The 23164-nt window shown below is 57.7% G+C and carries 19 protein-coding genes and 1 pseudogene; 18 read left to right on the top strand and 2 right to left on the bottom strand.

The window, feature by feature from the left end:
• Positions 1-91: 91 nt before the first annotated feature.
• Positions 92-1618: an EAL domain-containing protein gene (locus tag OKB77_RS17910; RefSeq protein WP_199416579.1), complete on the bottom strand. Its 1527-nt coding sequence runs from the start codon at positions 1616-1618 to the stop codon at positions 92-94.
• A gap of 387 nt (positions 1619-2005) precedes the next feature.
• Here OKB77_RS17910 and OKB77_RS17905 point away from each other — a divergent pair, with 387 nt between their 5' ends.
• Positions 2006-3934, top strand: coding sequence for an EAL domain-containing protein (locus tag OKB77_RS17905; protein ID WP_265776188.1), 1929 nt, complete (start codon positions 2006-2008; stop codon positions 3932-3934).
• Between the two features lie 64 nt (positions 3935-3998).
• On the opposite strand, the gene OKB77_RS17900 is transcribed toward OKB77_RS17905, so the two are convergent.
• A complete protein-coding gene (locus OKB77_RS17900) occupies positions 3999-4922 on the bottom strand; it encodes a 1-aminocyclopropane-1-carboxylate deaminase/D-cysteine desulfhydrase (RefSeq protein WP_265776187.1) in 924 nt (307 codons plus the stop codon).
• Positions 4923-5009: 87 nt separating this feature from the next.
• On the opposite strand from OKB77_RS17900, the pseudogene OKB77_RS17895 reads away from it, so the two are divergent.
• The 17 genes and pseudogenes from OKB77_RS17895 to OKB77_RS17815 all read left to right on the top strand — a co-directional run bounded on the left by OKB77_RS17895 (position 5010) and on the right by OKB77_RS17815 (position 23064).
• Positions 5010-5872: pseudogene (locus OKB77_RS17895) on the top strand (MSHA biogenesis protein MshI).
• A complete protein-coding gene (locus OKB77_RS17890; RefSeq protein WP_150390162.1) occupies positions 5872-6465 on the top strand; it encodes a PilN domain-containing protein in 594 nt (197 codons plus the stop codon). Before OKB77_RS17895 ends, OKB77_RS17890 begins: the two are co-directional and overlap by 1 nt.
• On the top strand, positions 6465-7112 hold the full coding sequence (locus tag OKB77_RS17885; protein ID WP_005340017.1) for a hypothetical protein: 648 nt from the start codon (positions 6465-6467) through the stop codon (positions 7110-7112). The genes OKB77_RS17890 and OKB77_RS17885 overlap by 1 nt, the downstream gene beginning before the upstream one ends.
• The gene (locus OKB77_RS17880) at positions 7105-7434 is read left to right on the top strand and encodes a SctD/MshK family protein (protein WP_019446481.1); all 330 of its coding nucleotides are present in this window, start codon (positions 7105-7107) and stop codon (positions 7432-7434) included. The genes OKB77_RS17885 and OKB77_RS17880 overlap by 8 nt, the downstream gene beginning before the upstream one ends.
• A gap of 70 nt (positions 7435-7504) precedes the next feature.
• The gene (gene mshL, locus OKB77_RS17875) at positions 7505-9172 is read left to right on the top strand and encodes a pilus (MSHA type) biogenesis protein MshL (protein WP_064338905.1); all 1668 of its coding nucleotides are present in this window, start codon (positions 7505-7507) and stop codon (positions 9170-9172) included.
• Positions 9173-9264: 92 nt separating this feature from the next.
• Positions 9265-10155 (top strand): MSHA fimbrial biogenesis protein MshM, encoded by an 891-nt coding sequence (gene mshM / locus OKB77_RS17870; protein ID WP_064338904.1) that lies wholly within the window; start codon positions 9265-9267, stop codon positions 10153-10155.
• Positions 10152-11231, top strand: a complete 1080-nt coding sequence (locus OKB77_RS17865) for a tetratricopeptide repeat protein (RefSeq protein ID WP_064338903.1) — start codon at positions 10152-10154, stop codon at positions 11229-11231. Before mshM ends, OKB77_RS17865 begins: the two co-directional genes overlap by 4 nt.
• 74 nt (positions 11232-11305) lie before the next feature.
• Complete coding sequence (mshE, locus tag OKB77_RS17860; protein WP_064338902.1) at positions 11306-13015, top strand: MSHA fimbrial ATPase MshE; 1710 nt, start codon at positions 11306-11308, stop codon at positions 13013-13015.
• Between the two features lie 3 nt (positions 13016-13018).
• The gene (locus tag OKB77_RS17855) at positions 13019-14239 is read left to right on the top strand and encodes a type II secretion system F family protein (RefSeq protein ID WP_005340027.1); all 1221 of its coding nucleotides are present in this window, start codon (positions 13019-13021) and stop codon (positions 14237-14239) included.
• A gap of 77 nt (positions 14240-14316) precedes the next feature.
• Positions 14317-14778 carry a hypothetical protein gene (locus tag OKB77_RS17850; protein WP_047434675.1) on the top strand — a complete coding sequence of 154 codons (462 nt, stop codon included), beginning with the start codon at positions 14317-14319 and terminating at the stop codon, positions 14776-14778.
• A 77-nt stretch (positions 14779-14855) separates the two neighbouring features.
• Complete coding sequence (locus tag OKB77_RS17845; RefSeq protein WP_064338901.1) at positions 14856-15527, top strand: prepilin-type N-terminal cleavage/methylation domain-containing protein; 672 nt, start codon at positions 14856-14858, stop codon at positions 15525-15527.
• 14 nt (positions 15528-15541) lie between these two features.
• Complete coding sequence (locus OKB77_RS17840) at positions 15542-15985, top strand: prepilin-type N-terminal cleavage/methylation domain-containing protein (protein WP_064338900.1); 444 nt, start codon at positions 15542-15544, stop codon at positions 15983-15985.
• Between the two features lie 53 nt (positions 15986-16038).
• Complete coding sequence (locus OKB77_RS17835; protein WP_064338899.1) at positions 16039-16536, top strand: prepilin-type N-terminal cleavage/methylation domain-containing protein; 498 nt, start codon at positions 16039-16041, stop codon at positions 16534-16536.
• Positions 16523-17083 (top strand): prepilin-type N-terminal cleavage/methylation domain-containing protein, encoded by a 561-nt coding sequence (locus OKB77_RS17830; protein ID WP_064338898.1) that lies wholly within the window; start codon positions 16523-16525, stop codon positions 17081-17083. Before OKB77_RS17835 ends, OKB77_RS17830 begins: the two co-directional genes overlap by 14 nt.
• 38 nt (positions 17084-17121) lie before the next feature.
• The gene (locus tag OKB77_RS17825) at positions 17122-18012 is read left to right on the top strand and encodes a PilW family protein (RefSeq protein WP_081250404.1); all 891 of its coding nucleotides are present in this window, start codon (positions 17122-17124) and stop codon (positions 18010-18012) included.
• Between the two features lie 37 nt (positions 18013-18049).
• Positions 18050-18475, top strand: a complete 426-nt coding sequence (locus tag OKB77_RS17820; RefSeq protein WP_148660634.1) for an MSHA biogenesis protein MshP — start codon at positions 18050-18052, stop codon at positions 18473-18475.
• 137 nt (positions 18476-18612) lie between these two features.
• Positions 18613-23064 carry a DUF6701 domain-containing protein gene (locus tag OKB77_RS17815; protein WP_158512862.1) on the top strand — a complete coding sequence of 1484 codons (4452 nt, stop codon included), beginning with the start codon at positions 18613-18615 and terminating at the stop codon, positions 23062-23064.
• Positions 23065-23164 lie beyond the last annotated feature (100 nt).

The raw sequence follows: 23164 nt of genomic DNA, 5'->3' as shown, positions 1-23164 counted from the left end.
GGGCTGGGTTACGGCGCTACCGCCAGCATCAACCTGATGATGTCGAGCCGCTGGCCAAACCGTTTCACGGCCAAATCCTGCCATCTCTGTGTTAGCTGGCCTTCTGGTGTTGCAACTGCCACTCCTGTTGCCAGTGGGTCAGTATCTTCAGCGGCATGGGTTTGCCGAAGAAGTAGCCCTGGATCAGATAGACGCCGTGCTGGCTCAGATAGTCGACCTGCAGCTGGCTCTCGACCCCTTCGGCGATCATCTCCATGCCCGATTCCCGACCGAAGACGATGATGGCATCCAGCACGCTGCGCTTGAGGTCGTTGGTGCCTATGGTATCGACGAACATCTTGTCGATCTTGATCTGGCGGATCCCCAGGCTCTGCAGGTAGGCAAAGCCGCCGTAGCCGGTACCGAAATCATCCAGCTTGAAGTGATACCCCATCTGTTGCAGCAGGGTGATCTCCTCGGTGGCCGCCTTGATGTCGAGGATCGGCTTGCGCTCCGTCAGCTCGAAGGTGAGCCGGGCGGGTGAGGGGTTTTGGCTGTGAGCGAGCAGGGTGCGCAGCAGGGGCTGCTCGATATGGGCCGCCACCAGATTGACGCTGACCCACTGCTCCGGTGCCAGCTGCGGCAGGTCAGTGATCACCTGCTCCAGCAACTGTTCGGTCATCGGCAGGATCAGTCCCTGCTCCTCTGCATATTCGATAAAGGTGCCCGGGGGGATCAGCTCGTTTCCCCGCTGCCAGCGGAGCAGCGCCTCGAATCCCACCACTTGGTGGGTACGGGCATCCACTATCGGCTGGTAGAGGGGAATAAATTCCTTGCGTATCAATCCTGTTTGCAGCAGTCCTTTGAGGGAGCGCCGATAGCTGCGCAGCAGCCAGTATGTGACGCTTAACAGGGCGCCGAGTGCGATACCGAACCAGAGACCGTAGTGATTGAGTTGGTCATGGGCATATTGCTCCAGCGCTTTTCCCGCCCAGACCGTCTGTTTGGTGAGTTCATTGGGATCGAAGAAACTGAGGCTGATATTGCTCTCTTCCTGTTTGATCTCCTTGTCACCACGGGGAAAGTGGACTGTGCTTGCATCGCTATCCTGTCGGCTGAACTCCAGATAGAAGCAGTGGCTGCAGGGGTGTTGCAGCAGGTCGTGGCTCCAGCTGTTATCCAGCACCCAGTAGGCGAGGTTGTCGCCGGATCGGTAAAAGGCCATCAGCTCCTGCTCGGTATTGTATTTGGCCACGGTAGCGGTGATCCCCAACTTGCCAAACTTCTGCCCGCTGTTCTGGAGCTCTTTGATCAGCGGGATCTCCACCCCCAGGCTGGAGCAGCTGTTGCCGGAGGCGAGCTCCAGCCCTTGCAGGCGGATATGAGCGCTGTAGAAGCGCGGATCGCGCAGCAGCTCCATGTCTTTGGCGCCGCAGTTGAACTCAAATTGTGCCAGTTGTTTGTTGATGGCGGCATCCAGCTCCCGGTGGCGTACGGCCATGGCTCCCTTGAGCTCGGCAACCTTCTCTTCCAGCAGATGAAAGGCCATCGGCTTGGCAAACCACAGGCCGAGAAACTGGCTGCCCACGACAGGCAGGACGAACAGCAACAGAGCGATCCAGACGGGTGATTTACGCAAAGGAAGTACCTGCCAGTTTCATGAGACACAAATGGACTTAGCCATCATAGAGCATTAGTGCAATCAATTTGAGTCCGAGTTGTCACACTTGTTGATTGATTTTTTAACTGCATGATTTTAAATGTGTTTATTATTAACTTTGGCTAGATTCAATCGCTGACCTGTCATAAATGACAATTGCTCAGCTTATCCGAACTGCATTAGAGTAGCCCTGCGGTTTGACTCACCGTGTGTTCAATACTCCTGTATCCCTTGGTATTCTCCCTCTGCTTTGGGTTATGCTTGCCCGCTTAAATTGCAGAAGCGGGATCTTCATCCATAGCTGTGGCCCGATCGCCGCTGCTACCATGAGGCGACATGGATGATGCTGGGCATACGGAAAGGCGCATGAAACTCACTACACAGCTTGTCTCATTTATCACCCTTTGCGTGATCGCAGCCATGGCGACCGTGCTGATTGGCGGGGTGTTCAGCTTTCGCGAGCTGGGCATGGAGTTGCAGCAAAAGAAGGTCGATGCGCTGGTTGAAGTGATCGACAAGCAGCTCGATGTTGCTCACGACATGGAGGATATGAGCCACTGGCTGCCCACCCTGCTGCGGGCTGCCCATGTGGTCGAGCTGGAGGTGCGCCAGAATAACCAGCGGGTCTACTGGTTCCGCGATGTGCGCAATCCTGTCGACGAGCAGCTGCTGGTGCCATACAGCCACCCGCTGCCCCATCAGGCCGGCATGCAGGCCAACTTCAAACTGGAGCGCCCCTTCAAGGAGGCGGAATACTCCATCAAGGCGATGTCCGGCATCTCTCTGGGCATCTTTATCGTGGTGTTCGGTCTCTGGTACTCCATCCGCTGGCTGCGCCAGCAGTTGCGCGGGGCCGAGCTGCTGGGCATTCGCGCCCAGCTGATCCTCGATGACAAACTCTCCAAACTGAGTCATGACCCCGCCGAAGAGTGGCCGGTGGCCGCCAGTCAGGCCCTCGATCATCTGCTCGCCGAGCTGGCTGATGCCCGCAAGGAGCGCAGCCGCTTCGACAACTTCATTCGCAGCAACGCTTTCGTCGACAAGATGACCGGCATCGGCAACCGGCTATTTTTCGACAACCGGCTGGAGAGCGCCATCATGGAGGCGAGCGTGATGAGCGGTGGCGTGCTGCTGATCGATCTCGCCTGTCTGGAGGAGCTGGAGGCCGATCAGTTCGAGCTGCTGGGGCACGATTTGATGATGGAGGCGAGCGCCACCATCGGTGCCTTCGTGCGCAAACACAACGGTGCCCTGCAGGCCCGCTATGCCGGTCAGGTCTTTGCGGTGCTGCTGCCCAATATGTCCGAGAGCGAGATGGTGGATAGCGCCAGCCAGCTGCTCAAGAGCCTGCAACGGCTGCATTGGCCGCATGAGGTCAACCCGGAGACTGCGGTCTATCTCGGCGCCGTCTGTTATCAGGCAGACGACAGCTTGCTCAAGGTGCAGGAGGAGGCGGAGCTGGCCCTCAAGAGCGCCCGCCTGCAGGGCCACAACGGCTGGTTCCTCTACGAGAAGCAGCTGGATGAAGAGCAGAGCAGCAAGGGCACAGTACGCTGGCGAACCCTGATCAGCCGCCGTCTCGAAGAGCACGGCATCGAATTTTACACCCAGCCGATCCAGCAGGATCGGGGGCAGGTGGTGTTGCAGCAGGAGCTGCTCACCTATCTGCACGATGAGCAGGGGCGTGCCCTGCAGGCGGGTATTTTCATGCCGATGGCGGAGAAGGTGGGCTTGTTGCTGCAACTGGATCGGCTGGTGGCGGAGCAGACTCTCGCCCTGCTGCGCCAGCGCTCCGAGCAGAGCTGCCCCATCAGCCTGACCCTCAGTGCCCAGAGCCTGCTCAACCGCGAGTTCCAGCGCTGGCTCTTCTTCGCCCTGTTCCAGCTGCCGCGCAGCACCAACGAGCGGTTGATCCTGCAACTATCCGAATCCCAGGTGACCCGCCACTTCGAGGCGCTCAAGCGGCCGCTGCGCTCTTTGCGGATGCTGGGTTGCCAGCTGGCCATCGATCATGCCGGTCAGGATGTGGTGAGCACCCAGTACATCAAGGAGTTCGAGATCAACTTCCTCAAGCTGCACCCCAGCCTGGTGCGGGAGATCCATGCCCGTCAGGTCAACCAGATGGCGGTGCGCAGTCTGGTAGGCGGTTGTGCCAATACTCGCACCCGGGTGCTGGCAGTGGGGGTGGAGAGTGGCGACGAGTGGAAGATGCTGCGCCACCTCGGGGTGCATGCCGGGCAGGGGCCCTGGTTTGCCGAGCCCCAGCGTCTGGTGCTGGAACCGGCTGGTGATTGAGATAAACAACAGAGGGTCGCCTTGGGGCGACCCTCTGTTGTTTGCGGTTGCCGTAAGTCAGGGATCACAGTCGCCCCTGCTCCCGCAGCCCGGCGAGCCCTTGCATGCCGCCAGTGTGGATAAAGACGATTTTGCTGCTGGGGGCGATGCGGCCTGCCGCCAGCTCGCGAAACAGCCCCCACATCGCCTTGCCGCTGTAGATAGGCTCAAGGGGCAGATCGGTCGTGGCGCTGAAATCCTGTACCCACTGCCAGAGGGCCGGGCTGAATTTGGCGTAGCCACCGTCGTGGTGATCGAGCGCGATGCGCCAGCCGGGGATATTGGCAGCCGCGGGATGGAGGCGACACACCTCGTCAGCGATAAAGCCGCCTCCTTTCAGTACCGCAATGGCGAGGATCTGCTCCCGATCCCGTTTGCCAGCGATCAGGCCCGCCAGAGTGCCGCCGCTGGCGCAGGGCAGTACCCAGAGATCCGGCGAGAAGGGCACTTCGCCGACCAGTTCCGCCACGCCGGGGATGGCCAGCGGGCTGCTACCCCCTTCCGGCACGATCAGGGTATCGGGGGCATCGAATTGGGCCAGCCAGTCTGGATCCTGCCGTCGCCGGTAACTCTGGCGGTCGACGAAAACGAGATCCATGCCCCAGTGCCGGGCATCCCGCAGGGTAGAGTTACTGACGGCGTCATATTCGCCCCGTATGATACCGGTAGTACGAAGACCAGATTGGCACCCCGCTGCCGCCAGCGCGTGGATATGATTGGAGTAGGCGCCGCCAAACGAGAGCAGGTGCCGTTTGCCGTGCTCTTTGGCATGCAGCAGGTGGTACTTGAGCTTGCGCCACTTGTTGCCGGAGATGGCTGGATGGATCAGATCATCACGCTTGCACCACAGCTCGACACCATAGCGGGTCAGCAACGGATGGTGGAGGCGTTGCAGGGGGGAAGGGAGGATGGCTTGACCCTCTGACTCGGCGGAAAGGATGGCTTGCAATGGTGAGTCCGTCTTTTAATCTGGAGGCTAATCTGCTGTTTATGTTAATATTTCATACATTTAATCACTATTGATGGGCGGGCTTACATGAAACAACTGTTCAGACGGTCGACGCCAAGCCGCCAGGTCGGGCTCTTGCTGGCCAATGACAGGATCATGCTGGCTGCGGTGGGGAATCCCCCCGTCTTCGCGACGCGCACCATCAACGGCCCACAGGAGTGGGCAGTGGCCATGAACGAGCTGTTCAGCCGTCATGGGCTGGCCAAGTCTACGGTGCGGGTGGCCCTCGCCGCCAGCCTTTATCAACAGATCCAGATCGACAAGCCTGCCGTGCCTGACGCCGAGATGGCGGGGCGCTCCCCTGGGCCATCAAGGATTATGTCAGCGAACCCGTGCTGCAACTGGCGATGGATTATGTGGACTTGCCCACCCCGCCTGCCGGTCGCCCTCGCATCAATGTGATTTGCTTGCCCAAGAGCCGGGTTCAACAGCTGGCCGATGCCATCAATGGCATCGCTACCCTGCAATCCATCATCAGCGACGAATTGGCGCTCACCTCTCTCTATGACGCGGATGACACGGTGCGCATGCTGCTGTGGCAGCCCAAGGGGCAGGATCTGCAACTGCTGGTCTTCCATCAGGGCGGGCTCTGCTTTTCTCGCCAGCTGCGCGGTTTTACCAGCCTGACTGGCGAACATGAACCGGACAGTATGTTGCTCGATTCGCTGGCGCTGGAGATCCAGCGCTCCCTCGACTATCTGGCGGGCCAGCTGAAATTGCCCGAGCTGGGGCAGATGCAGTTCGCCGTCGCCTCGCCCTTTATCGGTACCCTGGTGCGCCACATGGAGCAGACCTTCGGCTTTGCCGTCTCCGCCATGGCCAACAAGGCGATCCTGGCCGGCGTCGAATACCTGTCGGCCTACGCAGCCGCCATCGGGGAGGATGCGTGATGAAACGTCAGATAAACCTCTATGGCGCCGAGTTTCGCCCCAAGCGGCAGTGGGCCAGCCTCAATCAGATGGCGCTGGTATGGGGCTTTGCGCTGCTGCTGATCCTGTTGACGGGTGTCGGTTACGGCTGGCAACAGCAGCAGGTCAGCCGGGCGCTGGCGCAGCGCTCTGCCGAGCTGGAACTCAAGCGCAGCGAGGCGCAGCGGCTCGATGCCGAGTTGGCGCGCCATCAGGCGGATCCCCGGCTGCAACAGCAACTGGTCAACATGCAGGATGAGCTGACAGCCAAGCAGGGACTGATGCGCCAATTGGGCAGCCTGACCCTGCAAAAATCCCAGGGCTATGCCAGCGTGATGGCGGATCTCTCCCGCATTCGCAACAGCAACCTCTCGTTGCAGCGCATCGAGATCAACGAAGGGCGGATCAACCTCTCCGGCTTTGCCGGACGCAGTCAGGATGTACCGGCCTGGGTCAACCGCTTCAAGCAGACCCCGAGTCTGGTAGGCAAGGAGTTTGGTGAACTGACCCTCGGCCGTGACAAGGAGGGCCGTCTGACCTTCCAGTTGAGCGGCATTGCGCGGGAGAAACCCTGATGAACCTGAAAGCACAATGGCAGGCATGGGGCCAGCGTATCGCCGTGTTGAGCCAGCGGGAGCGGGTGTTGATCCTGCTGACTGGTCTGGTGCTGCTGGGCGCGGCCGGACTCTACGGCTGGCTCGATGGCGCCGATACCCGCCTGCAGCAGGATCGCATGGCCCTGAGCGCCGCCGAGCGCGACCTCGAGATCATGGAGCTGGAAAACCTCGGCAAACAGGCCCGGCTCAAGCGGGATCCCAATCAGGGAGTTCGCGACCAGCTGGCGCAAGTCGAGGCGGATCTGGCCCGGATCGACGATGAGCTCAAGGCCCAGACCGTCGATCTGATCCCGGCGCACGAGATGCCGCTGGTGCTGGAGGCGCTGCTCTCCCGCTCCGCCAACCTTCATATGCTGGCCCTCAGTTCGCTGGAGCCGACCCCGCTGATGGCGGGGGAGCAGAAGGTCAATCTCTACAAGCATGGTATCCGGCTTCAGCTTGAAGGCGGCTATTTCGATGTGTATCAATATCTTAAAGCGCTGGAAGCCTTGCCGCGCCACTTTTACTGGAAGCAGTTCGACTATCAGGTCAAAGCCTATCCCGGCGCGGTGGTGGAGATGGAGATCTACACCCTGAGTACCAGCAAGGAGTTTATCCGTGGCTAGAGTATTTGCGTTGTGCTGTTGCCTGTTCAGCTTGCTGGCACAGGCGGAGCAGGTCGAGGTATTGCAGGATCCCACCGCGCCGCTGGCTGATGTGGCGGTTGGCGCCCGTGCGACCGGCGAGAGCAGCGCCGGTTTGCCGAAGCTGCAGAGTGTGGTGCTGGGCAATGGCCCGGCACTGGCGGTACTCAATGGCAAGAGTTATCGGGTCGGACAACAGGTGGACGGCTATACGCTGGTGGCCATCAATGCCGATGCCGTGGTGCTGGAAAAGGCGGGAAAACGCCATGCGGTAACACTGTTTGCCAGCAAGATCCGGGTTTGAGTCGTGCTTGCCTCTCGAGAGGTGAATCGGCTTTATCGAGTTTAATTGCAAGTCAGGGTGCCCTAATTACATGAAAAAACACCGTCTCTGTCTGATCACCGTGGCCATGATGGCTGCAGGCTGTACCACGTATCAGCACCCCGAGCCGACCCAGGCGAAGGATGCCCTCAAACAGGCCATGAACGAACAGCAGAAACAGGCTGCCCCTCTGACCGCGTTGCCCAAATCGGTGCAAAGTGAATTGCTGCAGCTGAACCGGCCGCAGATGCCGGTCGGCATGCCGGAGAAGCGGCTGCGTATCGCGGCTCACGATGTGGAGGCGGTGGAGTTTTTCGGTTCCCTGTTCAAGGGCTCCCGCTACAGCGTGGCGGTTCACCCCGGGGTGGCCGGGCTGGTCTCCGTCGAGCTCAAGGATGTGACTCTGCCAGAGGTGCTGGCTGTGGTGGGCGACATGTATGGCTTCGACGTGCAGCGCAAGGGCAATGTCTTCCATATCTATCCGGCGGGTCTGCGTACCGAAACCATCCCGGTCAACTACCTGATGATGTCCCGTCGTGGTCTCTCCCGCACCTCGGTCAGCACCGGCGGGGTGACGGCCAATGACAGCAATAACAGCAGCGACAGCAGTTTTGACAGTGTATCGAACAACAACAGCACCAATAACTCCTCCGGCAACAACTCGAACGGCAACAGCAGCAATGGCACCCGTATCGAGACCGATACCAACAGCGACTACTGGACCGATCTGCGCGACTCTCTGCAGACCCTGATTGGCACGGGTGATGGTCGCGCGGTGATCACCAGCCCGCAGGCGGGTCTGGTCACCATTCGCGCCTACCCGAAAGAGCTCAAGGCAGTGCGTGAATTCCTGAATCAATCCGATAGTCACCTCAAGCGGCAGGTGGTGCTGGAGGCGCGGATCATCGAAGTTGCCCTCAACGAAGGGTATGAGCAGGGGGTGGACTGGAGCGGTCTCTCCGCCAGCTGGGATGGCAACAAGGGGATTACCGGTGGCGGTTCACTGGCCAATACCCAGTTACCCACCACCCCTAATCAGATCTTCACTGCACTGGGTGGCGGCGCCGGTTTCAAGGTCTCTGACGGCAACTTCAATGTGGCGGTCAACCTGCTCAAGACCCAGGGCGATGTGAATACCCTCTCCAGCCCCCGTGTCACCGCGACCAACAACCAGAAGGCGGTGATCAAGGTGGGGACGGACGAATATTTCGTCACCAATGCATCGACAACAACCGTGAGCACGACGAGCGGTGACCGAACAACTCCCAATGTAGAGTTGACCCCTTTCTTCTCAGGTATCTCTTTGGATGTAACACCACAGATCGATGAAGAGGGCAAGGTGCTGCTGCATATCCATCCCTCCGTTATCGATACTGAAGAGCAAACCAAGACCATAAAGGTGACAGACAGCGATACGCTGGTGTTGCCGTTGGCGAAAAGCTCGATACGCGAATCCGATACCGTGGTGCAGGCCAATAACGGTGACATCATCGTTATTGGCGGTCTGATGAAGACCGACAAGCAGGAGATCGTCAGCAAGGTGCCGCTGCTGGGGGATATTCCCTGGGTGGGTGAAGCCTTTACCAACCGCCGCGAGAGCACCAAGAAGGTGGAGCTGGTGATCATGCTCAAACCGACCGTGGTGGAGAAAGATACCTGGCAAAACGAGCTGCAACGCTCCTCCGAGCTGCTCGACAAGTGGTATCCGGCCAAGGGCTGACCCATGACACCAGATGCGGTCACCCTTATCCCGAACGGCCTGTGCTGCCTTGCCAGCACAGGCTGCTTGCTTGTCGTGGCAGGTGAGATCTCATGTACCTGACCCACTTCGGCCTGCAGGAGGCGCCGTTCAGCCTCACTCCCAATACCGGCTTCTACTACGGCCTGCCGCCTCACGAAGAGGCGCTGCAGGTGCTCAACTGGGCGCTGGCGCAGGGGGAGGGCTTTATCAAGGTGACCGGCGAGGTGGGTACCGGCAAAACCCTGCTCTGCCGCAAGCTGCTCAGCGAGCTGGGCTCGGAAGCACGTCCGGTGCGGCTTGCCTGGTTGCCCAATCCCCACCTCACTCCGGCCGAGCTGCGCATCGCGCTGGCGCTGGAGCTGGGGTTGGCGGTACGGGATCAGAGCGAGCTGGATCTGACCGATCGTATCCATCGTCACCTGATCAGCCTGCACCAGCAGGGCAGTCGGGTGGTGGTGCTGATCGACGAGGCGCAAGCGCTGCCGGACGAGACGCTGGAGGCGATCCGCCTGTTCGGCAATCTCGAGACCGAATCGAGCAAGCTGCTGCAGATCGTGCTGTTCGGCCAGCCGGAGCTGGATGCCAGACTGGGTAAGCCGCATCTGCGCCAATTGCGTCAGCGGATTGGCTTCTCCTACTGCCTGCGGCCGCTGCGTTTTGACGAGACCCGCGCCTATCTGGAGCACAGATTGCAGGTCTCCGGTTACCGCGGGGCACCGCTGTTTGCAGGTCGCGCCATGCGTCTGTTGTGGCGCGCATCGCGAGGGATCCCGAGACTTATCAATATCCTGGCGCAGAAGTGCCTGATGCTGGCCTATGGTCAGGGTGTGCGTCAGATCGATAGCCATCTGGTACGGCTCGCCATTCGCGATACCGACGATGCCAGCCGCTTTGCGCCACGGCGCTGGTGGCCCCTGTTACTGTTGCTGGGGTGCGCCCTGGCTTATGGAGTCTGGCCATGAGCGTTATCAACCAGATGCTGAAAGATCTGGACCGGCGCCAGCAAGGATCCGAAGGTGCTGCCGTCTATATTGCCCCTGCGCGCCAGCAGGGATGGTGGATGTTGCTGTTGACCCTGATCTGCGGTCTGGCACTGGGGATCCTCGGTTGGCGAACCTGGATCTACTGGCAGCAGACCCATACCGTGACGGCTGCCAGTGAAGTGATCGCCCCCGATGTGGTGGCAAGGGCCGCCGCGCCCGTCAGCCAGCCCGAGTCGGTCGAGGTGGCGGCCGCGCTGCCGTTGCCAAGTCAGGATGAGGTGAATGATGAGGCAGGCGAGAGTGACTCGGATAGCATGGCCGACGGTGCGCCCTTTGATGCCTCCAGCGATGTTGACGAGACGGAGCTGACCGATGAAGAGCTGCAGCCCGAGCTTTACGCCGAACTGGCTGCAGAGCAGCAGGCAGTCGCCAGCGCGCCGCGCAAGCCGAGCGTATTGAAGATCGAGACGGTCGAGCTGTCGGCCAAGGAGCTGGCGGCACTGGCTGAGCGCAAGGCGACCACCGCCATGGCCAAGGGAAGCCTGCGGGATGCGCAGGACAACTACTATCAGGTGCTGGCCCACGATCCCTACAACCAGGGGGCGCGCGAGCAGCTGGCGGGGCTGCTCTACGGCGAGGGCCGTCTGACCGAGGCGCGTCAGCTGCTGGAAGAGGGGATCCGGCTCGATCCCCAACAGGCCGATTTTCGTCTGCTGCTGGCCCGCCTTGCCATCAGCGAGGGGCAACAGCAGCAGGCGCTTGGCTGGTTGTCCGGTTATCAGCCGGATCTCGCCAGCAACATGGACTACTACGCCACCTGGGCCGGGCTGACTCAGGAGCTGGGCCAGAATGCCGATGCGGCGGCGCTCTATGTGAAGCTGCTGCGTCAGCAGCCGGATCAGGGCCGCTGGTGGCTTGGCCTCGGCGTGGCCGAGGATGGTCAGGGCCACAGCCAGCGGGCGCTCGATGCCTATCGCAACGCCTTGCTGCACGGCAACCTCGGCGAGGCGTCGACCAACTGGCTGGAACAACGAATTGGTCAACTAACCCCTTGATAAACAGCAGGTTCGATTAGCTAAGCCTAATCGGATGCGGTAACGGGTGTGAAGTAACAGAGATCGGAGCAAACATGGCACAACCCAGACTGAAAATGCGCCTCGGCGACCTGCTGGTACAAGAGCAGATCATCTCTGATGATCAGCTGCAGCTTGCCCTGCAGCAGCAGCGTCAGACCGGCCGCAAGCTGGGCACCACTCTCATCGACCTCGGCTTTATCAGCGAGGTGCAGCTGTTGCAGTTCCTCGCCCGCCAGCTGGATGTGCCCTTCTTCGATCTTAACAACCTCACCATCGACGCCGCTGCGGTGCCACTGCTGCCCGAAGTGCAGGCGCGCCGTTATCGGGCGCTGGCGGTCAACCTCACCGACGACAAGGTGACGGTGGCGATGTCGGATCCGGCGGATCTGAGCGCACTGGATGCCATCGCGGCCCTGCTCAGCCCGCGCATCATGGTGCTGGCGGTGGCGCGGGAAGGGCAGTTGCTGGAGTATTTCGACCGCCTCTATCGCCGGACCCGCGAGATCGAGAGTTTCGCCGAACAGTTGCAGGAGGAGTATCAGGACTCCGGCTTCGAGCTGGGCTCCAGCAATCTGGGGGCCAACGACGAGGGGGAGGCGACGGTGGCCAAGCTGCTGCGCTCCCTGTTCGAGGATGCGGTGCAGGTGGGGGCGTCGGATATCCACATCGAACCGGACGAGAAGGTGCTGCGGATTCGCCAGCGGATCGACGGTATCCTCCACGAGAACATCCTCAACGAGGTGCGCATCGCCCAGGCGTTGGTGCTGCGCCTCAAGCTGGTGGCGGGGCTCGATATCTCCGAGAAGCGCTTGCCGCAGGATGGCCGTTTCAATATGAAGGTGCGCGGTCGCGATGTGGATGTGCGGATGTCCACCATGCCGGTGCAGTATGGCGAGTCTGTGGTGATGCGTCTGCTGGATCAATCCTCCGGCATCTTGTCGTTGACCGAAACCGGGATGCCGCCGGAGATCCTGACCCGTTTCCGTCGCCAGCTCAAACGCCCGCACGGGATGATTCTGGTGACCGGCCCGACCGGTAGCGGCAAGACCACCACCCTCTATGGCGCCCTCTCCGAGCTCAACCAGTCCAGCAACAAGATCATCACGGTAGAAGACCCGGTGGAGTATCGTCTCTCCCGCGTCAATCAGGTGCAGGTCAACCCCAAGATCGGCCTCACCTTCTCCAACGTGCTGCGCTCCACCCTGCGTCAGGATCCGGACATCCTGCTGGTGGGGGAGATGCGTGACAACGAGACGGTGGAGATCGGCTTGCGTGGCGCCATCACCGGTCACCTGGTGCTGACCACCCTGCACACCAACGATGCGGTGACCAGTGCCTTGCGCCTAATCGACATGGGGGCGCCCGGCTATCTGGTGGCGAGCGCCCTGCGGGCGGTGGTCGCCCAGCGGCTGGTGCGGCGGGTATGTGAGCACTGCGTTGAGGAGAAGGCGCTCGACGAAGGGCAGGCCACCTGGCTCACCGTACTCTCCGGCGAGGCGCCCGGCCAACACACCTATCACAAGGGCCGGGGTTGCCAGAGCTGCAACTTTACCGGTTATTCCGGCCGGATCGGGGTCTACGAGCTGCTGGAGCTGGATCAGCCGATGATGGATGCCCTGCGCCGCAACGATGCGGAAGGGTTCGCCAAGGCGGCCCGTCAACATGAACACTATCGGCCGCTGGCCCTCACAGCCCTCGATTATGCCCGTCAGGGGATCACCTCGGTGGATGAGGTGCTGCGACTGGCCGAGGATTTGGGGTAAGCGATGGCTAACTTTGCCTACAAGGGACGTGACAGCCAGGGCAACGCCACCAGTGGCGTGGTAGAAGCGGCCAACGAGATGGCGGCCGCCGAACAGCTGATGCGCCGTGGGGTGATGCCCACCGAGCTTAAACCGGGCAAGGCCAAATCCGCTGCCATAGACTGGTCATTGTTGCTGGAAGGGGGCGTCAAGCTGGATGAGCTGGTGATCTTCAGCCGCCAGATGTATGCCCTGACCCGGGCCGGGATCCCGATCCTGCGCGCCATTGCCGGGCTGGAGGAGAGCACTCACAGCAAGCCGCTCAAGCGGGCGCTTCACTCGCTGGGGGAAGATCTCGGCAACGGTCGCCCGCTTTCGAGCTCGATGCAGGCGCACCCCAAGGTATTCAGCAGCCTGTTCGTGGCCATCATCCATGTGGGTGAGAACACAGGTCAGCTGGAAGAGTCCTTTTTGCAGCTCGCCAACTATTTCGAGCTGGAGCTGGAGACCCGCAAGCGGATCAAGACCGCCATGCGCTACCCCAGCTTCGTGATGATCGCCATCGGTATCGCCATGGTGATCCTCAATATCATGGTGATCCCGGTGTTTGCCGGCATGTTCGCCAAATTCGGGGTGGAGTTGCCGCTGGCGACCCGCATTCTGCTCGCAACCTCGCACTTTTTTGTCAACTATTGGTGGCTGCTGCTCGCCATTCTGGCTGGGATGGTGTTCGGTTGGCGCCGCTGGGTCGCCACCACCAAGGGTAAGCTGACCTGGCACCGCTGGCAGCTCAAGTTGCCGATCGTCGGCACTATCATAGAGCGCTCCCTGCTGGCCCGTTTTGCCCGCAGTTTTTCCATGATGCTCAAGGCAGGGGTGCCGCTGAACACCGCGCTGACCCTGGTGGCCGATGCGGTGGATAACGCCTATATGGCGGGGCGAGTGCGGGATATGCGCGCCGGTATCGAGCGGGGCGAGAGCCTGCTGCGCACCGCCAGCAGCAGCGGCCTGTTCACCCCGCTGGTGATGCAGATGATCGCCGTGGGGGAGGAGACAGGTCAGGTCGATGACCTGCTGCACGAAGCGGCCGAGTATTACGAACGGGAGGTGGATTATGACCTCAAGAGTCTCACCGCTCGGATCGAGCCGATCCTGATCGGGATCGTGGCAGTAATGGTATTGATCCTGGCACTGGGTATCTTCACCCCCATGTGGGACATGATGCGCGCAGTTCGCGGCAAGTAACTCGGCATCTTCACGCTTGAATGGTGGGACATGATGCGAGCCGTAAGAGGCAAGTGAGCTGTGGAGTCGAGGGCTGGATGAACAGACAGACGCAGCAAGATGATCGCTGGCTGACCGGATATCGGCGGATCGCCGTGATCATCCTGTTGATGGTGATTGTTGCTACGTTGGTGCGTAGCTATCAGGGCCACCGGGAAGAGGCGCAGCAGCTCACTCTCACCTTGCTGGGGGAGCAATTTGCCGAGCGGGCACAGCGTTTGCACGGCATTTGGCTCGATGAGCGGCGCCCGCAGACACTGCATGTCGCCGGCAAGGGGTGGCAGTTTGATGCCCGAGGGTGGCCCTTGGGGCTGGTGCCGCTGCAATCTCCTTCGGAAAATTGCCGTCAGTTGTGGTTGGCACTGATGGGTGAGACGAAGGGGGGCATGCCTCCCCTGCAGGTTCTGGCCCGCCCCGATGGCAGTGGTTGCGAGATGGGGTGGGATGGTTATTGGCTGGTTTATCAGTTTTCTGATGGGCGGGTGATGAAAAAGCCTTGAATGAAACTAATCATATGACCCAACTACATGATTTTTTTGGACCTGCATGAAATAATGTAGGGCATTACGGAGGGAGCATGACAATGAAACCAATGGCACCAACAATGCCGGAAAACGGGATGAGGAGACGGTCTGCCGGCTTCTCCCTCATTGAGCTGGTGATCGTTATCGTGATCCTGGGGATCCTGGCGGTGACTGCACTGCCGCGCTTTCTCGATGTGACTGATGAAGCGAAAAAGGCCAGCGTGGAAGGGGTCTCTGGCGGTTTTGCTACCGGCGTTTCACTGGTGCGGGCGCAATGGGAGGCGGAAGGTCGCGCCAAACAGGACGGCCTCAATACTGTGCTCTATGACGGTAGTCGCTTCTATCTGACCACTCCGACCGATACCCAGATCAGCAACGGCGAGCTGTCGCCCGGCTATCCCATGGATACCGTTGCAAGCGGTAATCCCGATGTGGATCCGGCCAATCTGACCGCCGAACGTTGTCTCAATATTTGGGAGGGGTTACTGCAAAACCCGCCCAAGGCTACGGCCAGCTTCAATGAAGTGCGCGGTAGCGGCAATGACCTGAAATACTATGCCACAGTGAGCAGTAATGGACTGGATTCGGTCTGCCGTTACTATTTGGTCAATAGTTTGAGTAAGGGCAGTGATGGCAAGTATCAGGATCCGCAAGGCAAGACTGATGCATTTATGAGTTTCAGTTACCGTCCGGCGTCCGGTCAGGTGACCACAAATATTAATTAACAGAGGAAAGTGAAATGAAAAAACAGGCGGGTTTTACCCTGATCGAACTGGTTATCGTGATCATCATTCTGGGTATTCTGGCGGTCACCGCTGCACCCAAGTTCCTGAATCTGCAGGATGATGCTCGTAAGTCTGCTGCGCAGGGTGTTCAATCTGCACTGCAGAGTGCAGCCAATTTGGTTTATAGCAAGGCTGCTTTGGAAGGCCTTGAGGCATCGTCTTCTGCCGTATCTGTTGCTGGAACTACAGTTCAGGCGATTTATGGTTATCCGACTGCTGCGACAGTTAAAAATGCACTTACATTGGATGGTTGGTCTGTCTCTCCTGCGACCCCTACAGGGAGCACTGCAGATTTTTATCCTGATAATACAAAGGGTAACTCTTGTTACGTGACCTATACACAAGCTGCTGATAAAGATACTCCTTTCAAGGTTGAATTGGCCGATACTTGTAAGTAAACGTGCAAGCGAGGCTTCGGCCTCGCTTTCTCTTTTCCCTGATGAGAAATCCCATGCCTGCAACCAAGGGCTTTACCCTGATTGAACTGGTACTGGTGATCCTGTTACTCGGGATTCTGGCCGCCTTTGCCGTGCCCAAATGGCTGGGCAAAGGCGGCTTTGAAACTCAAACCGTACGTGACGAGTTGCTGACTCGCCTGCGGCTGGTGCAGACCGTCAATATGCATGAGCCAGCCAACCGTTGTACCCAGCTGGTGGTTGCCTCTCCCCGTTTTGCCCACCGAACTTATGCTGCGTGTCCCGCCAGCGATGATCTGGATACCAATAGTGGCTGGACTCCCCAGTTGGAGACCCGTGGTCGACTGGTTACGCCCTCTGCCGGTATCTCCATCTCCCTAGATAACAACAACCGCTTCGTGCTGCGCTTCGATCAGATGGGCAGACCGCTAGGCAGCAGCTGTGCCACCGGTTGTACCTTGCTGGTGAGTGATGGTCGCGAGACCAGTCGTATCAAGATTGAATCCGAGGGGTTTATCCATGAGATCCCTTAAGCGTGGTTTCACCCTGATTGAGCTGATCGTTGGCATAGTGCTGCTGGCGGTGGCCTTGACCGGCATATTGGGGTTGCTTATCAATCAGTCGCCGCAGGCGGTGGATCCGGTGCAGCAGGTGCGGGCCGCCCAGCTGGCCCAGCGCCTCTCCGGCGAGATCTTGCAAAAGTCGTTTGATGAACATTCGGATCATAACGGTGGTCGTTATCGTTGTGGCGAGCAGGTGGCTGGGGTGACCATCTCTTCCTGCTCCACCAGTTATGGTCCGGATGGCGAGCCCGCATCCTATGCCTATAACGATGTGGATGATTTCGATACCGCAGGTAGCTGGGTGGATGCCAACACGCTGACCCAAACTGAGGTGGCAGTCAGTAGCGAGGAGTATCGCAACTATCAGGTGAAAATTGCGGTGAGTGGAGCCGATTTCAGCGACGGCACCTTCAAGAGTTGTGTCGCCCCCTGCTCTGTGGGCAAGCGTATTGATCTGCAGATCAAGCTACCGGATCAGAGCGTGCTCGACTTCTCCTTCTACCGGGGGAACTACTGATGGATCGCTCCGCTGTTGGGTGTTGCTTGCCTGTCCGAATGTCCGCGCCTGTAACCACTTCCGGCGTTCGATTACGCCTGGCGGCCAATCGAACCTACCGTAAACCTCGGGGTAATCGTGGCTTTACCCTGGTCGAGCTGGTGATGGTTATCCTGCTGCTCGGAATTATGGCGACCTTTACCAGCCAGTTTATCGGTATCGGTACCCAGATTTATGGCGATGCCAGTAGTCGTGAGCAACTGATGAGCGATGCCCGCTTCGCCATGGAGCGGCTTAACCGCGAATTGCGTGATGCGGTGCCGGGCTCGGAGCGGATCGAGACGACTGGCGGGACATGGGACGACACCGGTGCCTGTTTGCGGTTCTGGCCCATCAGCACCTCGAGCCGCTATCTGGCACTTAACCGCGCCATGTCGGGGAGCACGGCCACCCTTGAGCTGGTGATGGCGACCCCGGCTTCTGCTGCCAATCCGCTGGATGTTGATGCCACCGCCGTCAAAAAAGACGATCAGCTGATCGTATTCCCCGTGCCGGACAAAAATGTCGGATCGCTTACGGCAGGCTGCGATTATGGCCGTTGTGTAGCCAGGGTTACCGATGTGCTGACGCCCGTATCCGGAGCGCAAACCATCCGCTATACCAGTGCCGAGAGTCTGACGGGCCTCTCTCCAGGCAGCCGGGTCTACTTTGCCAATCAGCAGGTACGTTACTGTGTGGAAGGAAACACGCTGACCCGCGCTACCGCGCCCATTGGGGGACCCTTACCTGCACAGGGCGTGTTGATGGCGGATTCCCTTCGTATTGGCACCTTCTATCGGGAAACCTCGGCGTTTAACGCCGAAGGGGAGTTTGGCATGCGCTTTGTCTTCGAGCGCAAGGGGGAGTCGGTCACCTTCAACCACAAGATCGAGGTGTTCAATGTGCCCTGATCCACAGGCTTTCGGACGGATGAGAGGCAGTGCCTTGATGATCGCCCTGTTTGTGATTGTGGTGATGGCTCTGCTGGCGGCTGCAATGGGCCGTTTTCTGGTCGATAGCGGCGAGAAAAATACCGTGGAGGTGCGCAGCGTGCGGGCCCTGCTGGCCGCCCAGAGCGGGCTGGAAGTGGCGCTCTATCGGTTGTTCCCCAAACGCACGCTTGCCCAACCGAACCCACCTGCGGTCTGTCCGGCAAGCAGCCCACTGAGCTTTGCCAGCACGCCCGGATTGACCAACTGCCAGGCAGTGGTTCGTTGCGTCACGGTGCCAGTGACCTATAACGGAGCTGTGACCAATGGCTATCGTCTCGAGAGTGTCGGAACCTGTGGCAGCTCCGACCTTAACAGTGCCAACCCTGATTTTGCCGTGAGCCGAACCCTGATGGTTGAAGCTTATGATGGAGGAGCGCCATGAATCGTGATGGCGATGATGTCGGTTGTGTTAGTCACTTCTGGCTGGAGTGGTTATCGCTGTTTCAGTGCAAGTCATTCGCCTGCACTTTGTACTGACGATCGATATTGCGGCAGATGATACAAGCGGAGAGGAAAGTGATGGATTTTAAATGGCTGGTTGGTTTATTACTTTTCTGCGGTACAGCTGTGGCGCAACAATATAATTTATCCATCAATCAATACCCACCATGTAATACCACATGGCAAAAGTCAGGAAATGTTTACACCTGTACTGGTGGTAATGGTCAGGTAACATTAAACGACGGTGATGTGATTGTCGCTAGTCAAGATTCAACGCTGAGTGCAGATGCCGGGATTTCTCTCACGAATAACAAGATTGGCAGTGCCTCAAGTAGAATAAACCTTAAGGCTAGTTTTGGTGGCATTGTATCTCAAGGATATCAAAACACCATATATGGTGATATTTTAGCTGGCGGCTCAAATATTACACTGAACAATATCTACTTATACGGAAGTATTACTACCAGTGGGAACGTGTCGCTAAACTCGGGAGTTGTTCAGGGAAATATCACCAGCAGTAGTAACTCTGTCAGTGTGACTAATGTGCAGTTATCAGGAGATATCAGTGCAAATAGTTCGTTGACGATATCTGGCGGAACTTATAGTGGTAATATTACCATGCGCTCAAATAATCCAGTGACGTTCAACTCAGTTAATATGACTAGTGGAAGTGTCTCTGGGGCTAGCTCTTTTAATGCAACAGGTAGCCAACTGGGATCTCAGGGAAGTCCTGTCATTATCTCGACCACATCAAATAATATCACTGTTACCAATTCTACGGTTTATGGCAATCTGACCGCTGCAACAAATAATGCCGGTGGGGTGGTGAATGTCAACAATAGCTCTGTGACTGGTACTTGCCTACCAGTGTCAAATCCGGTAAATGCTTGTGTCCCGGCACCTGTTGCCTTGTATCAGCTTGAAGAGAGTAAGTGGACTGGTGTTGCAGGAGAAGTCAAAAACGCTGTTGCTGATGTGCTACATGGTCGCGCAATGAGGGGCGCGAAAACTAATACTGTGTCGCCTGCATTACCTGCAAACGCGAATAATCTTGGTACTTGTGGTTATGGTGAGTTTACTGGCAGCAGCAATCAATATATTGAAGTGCCACATGACGCTCGCCTGTCATTTTCCAATCAGTTAACTGTTTCTGCTTGGGTATATCCGGTAAGTCGGCCATCAGCTGGAAATTTGTATTCTATCGTGTCAAAAGATGGCAACTATGAGTTTCATCTGGATAGTCAAGGCAGAGTGTTCTGGTATTGGGAAAGAAGTTCTGGCGTGAACCAGACACTGACAACAAACACCAAAATACCGTTAAATACATGGTCCCATATAGTCATTCGCTATGATGCAATGGCTGCTGGCAATCAACGTCAAAAAATATATATCAATGGAGTCGCTGATACAGCTAGAGGTAATGATGCAAACTCGTTAAGAGCAAATACACAAAATTTGGAGATTGGCCGAGATTATATTGATAGTCGCAGCTTTAATGGCCGAATTGATGAGGTTGCTATTTATGGTTCGGCCCTGTCTGACACTCAGATAGCTGAGTTATATAGTCAACGTCATCCCTGTGGTGGCTCGACATTGATTTGTGAGACCGATGACTTCTCCCTGCCGCTCGGTGATAGGTGGGCCGTCAAGCAGAGTGCTGGAGGATTTATACCATCAATTACAGCAGACCGACGTTTACGGATGACACAAGCCAGCACGGGACAAGCAACCTCTGCGACTTATCAGCGGCTATTTCCTGCTGCTGGCAATCTGGTGACGCTGACATTTAATCACTACGCCTATGGTGGCACGAGCACTGGTGCAGATGGTATGACCGTTGTGCTTTCTGATGCGTCGGTGACGCCACAGCCAGGTGCTGCTGGGGGGCCCTTGGGTTATGGCCATTATCAACCGAGTAACTCACCTGGATTTGCTGGCGGTTGGCTCGGATTTGGCTTGGATGAATATGGCAACTTCTCATCCTTTGGGGGGGGGGGAAGTGTGGGCTATCGCCCGCAATCGGTTGTCGTGCGTGGCTCGGGATCCAATTTTTCCGGATATAACTATCTGCGAGGCACCTGTAATAACGGAACTACCAATGTTAATACCAGTTGCTTGAGTCCAAAGGTAGATGGTAACGGTAGCGCCAACCATCGTTACCGTCTGACGATTGATTCACGAACCAGTGGGCGAGCGATGGTCAAAGTAGAGCGTGATACGGGAAGCGGGTTTATTTCTCTTATCGATTCGTTTGATGCGCTGGATCCTGCATTGGGGCAAAGTCCGTTACCGCAAGACTTTTATGTGTCATTGACAGGTTCTACAGGTGCCCTGACCAATATTCACGAACTCGATAACGTAGAAATATGTGCGCTGAAATCAAGAGAGGTAGGCGTTCAGGTAGATCATTTCGAGTTGCAGTATTCGGGTCAACCTCTGACCTGCAATCCGGAAGAGATCACTATCAAGGCGTGTGCAAATCCAGATTGCAGTCTGCTGATTACCGAACAAGTTGCTGTTTCCTTGTTGCCACAGAGTCTCCAGGATGGTGGTTGGTACCCACTGTCTGGTGCCAACAATGTGAGTGGCAATACGGTGACCTTTACCGGTGGAACGGGCAAAGTTTTGTTGCGTAACAATACTCAGGCCCAAGTGACGCTTGGTGTGAACAATTCCGTTCCTGCTGTCAAACCACTCAGTGAAACCTTGTGCAAGGCCGGGGCCGGTACGCCCAGTGCGGCAGCCTGTACCCTGAACTTTGCCGATAGCGGCTTCTTCTTTGATGTGCCTGATACTTATTCCAACCAGCCTCAGGATGTGACTATCAGTGCGGTCAAAAAAGACGATATTACCAAGCAATGTGTGCCCGGATTTACCGGTGTGAGGTCTGTCGGCTTTTGGGGAACGTACAACAATCCAAATACCAATAGCTTTGGTAGCAAGATCTCCATCGATGGCAATGCCATCGCTACCTATGCCGCCAGTGTTCCTTCACCAACGCCAACCACCCTTAACCTGACTTTCGATAATCAGGGTAAGGCGACCTTGAAAAAAGTGACCTACCCGGATGCGGGTCAGATGCAGCTTTCAGCCAGTCATAATGGCAGTGGTGAGACGGCGGGTCTGGTGATGACGGGGTCCGACACGTTTGTGGCACGTCCTGTCGGCTTGTGTATAACCCCTCCGCAAGGGGTCTGCGCGGCAGGTGATAGCAGTTGTCCGGTATTCAAAAAAGCAGGGGAAACGTTCCAGGTAGATATCAAGGCGATGGCCTGGGAGTCGGCCAATGATGGGGATATCTGCGTAGGGAATCAGACTACGCCCAACTTTGCCCTGCCCAATATTGCTCTGGGCAGTACGCTGGTGGCACCCAATCCGGGCACCAATGCAACGCTGGGTACTACCGCCTATAGCCATGTGGCTGCGGCCAACAGTGCCAATAACGTTAGCCAGACCGTGAGCGAGGTGGGAGTGTTCCGGATGACGGCGACGCCACCGGCGGCAAAGCCGCCAGAAGGAAGCACTGTATCTACGGGCTATTTCGGCTATACCATCCCTCCCGCCAGCAGCATGCCGGTGGGCCGCTTCGTACCCTGGGATTACAGTTTGAGTAATGGTTTTATCACGCCTGCCTGCAATGCCTTTACATACATGAGCCAGCCCTTTGCCAGCGGTTTTGTCCTCACTGCACGCAATCTGCAGAAAGGGACGACAGAGAACTATAAGGGGGCGTTCGCTAAAGGGGTTGCTGAGATGGTGGCTGCCAATGCTCTGGATGGGGTTGCGCGTGACAAGCGTATTACACTATCTCCCTCGCTCAGCTGGGCAAGTGGTATTGCGAGCGTTAATCAGCAGTCACCTTTGGGGCTGAATACCCGCTTTGATCGTGTAGTGAGTCCAGAAGCACCTTTCGCCACGTTGAGCTTTGGTCTCAAAGTCGATGATAAGGATGGCGGGAATACACTGTTGGCTAATTCAAATATGAATACTGCTGTCGCTGGGACATGTTCCGGATCGGGGTGTAATGCGGTGCTGCTGGGTACTCAAAAGCTGTTGTACGGCCGCCTGCAGGCTGGTACGGCGGCGGGCCTGGCCTCGGCGCCGCTGGCCATTCCACTGCAGATGCAATATTACGAAGGGGGCAACTGGCTGCAAAACAAGGAAGATAAATGTACCCAGCTCTCTTTGGCCAATCAGGGGTTCACTTTCCTCAATTCGAGTCACACCTTTGATGCGGCGACTCGCGAGCTGAATCTGGGGGCGGGCCGCAAGATCAAGCTGGGGTTGGGTAGTTCTGCACCGGGTGGGGATGCTGCACTGGCGAAAGAAGGGGAGATCCTGTTCCACTTTGCCAAGCCGGACATCTCGGTGCGCATCCCCTACAAGGTCGAATTGGCAAAACAGCCATCATCGCCACTCTGGTTGTCTGACCCAACGAGTGCCAATGACGGCAACCTGCAAGGTGAGGCCATTTTCGGCTCCAGCCGGGGTAATGACAGAATTATTTATCGGCGCGAAGTATTGCATTGAATGATGTGAAAGGGGGGCTGGCTCAACAGCATCCCCCTAAATCCTTGTTTATTAGTGTTTGCAAGCGTGTGCGAGTGAGTGATGACTCGCATTTTTGTCG

The organism is Aeromonas sp. Y318-3 (assembly GCF_027706185.1).
In the GTDB taxonomy this organism is placed as follows: domain Bacteria; phylum Pseudomonadota; class Gammaproteobacteria; order Enterobacterales; family Aeromonadaceae; genus Aeromonas; species Aeromonas veronii.
Note: the sequence above shows the minus strand (reverse complement) of the source record. Positions and strands in the feature narration are given on the sequence as shown.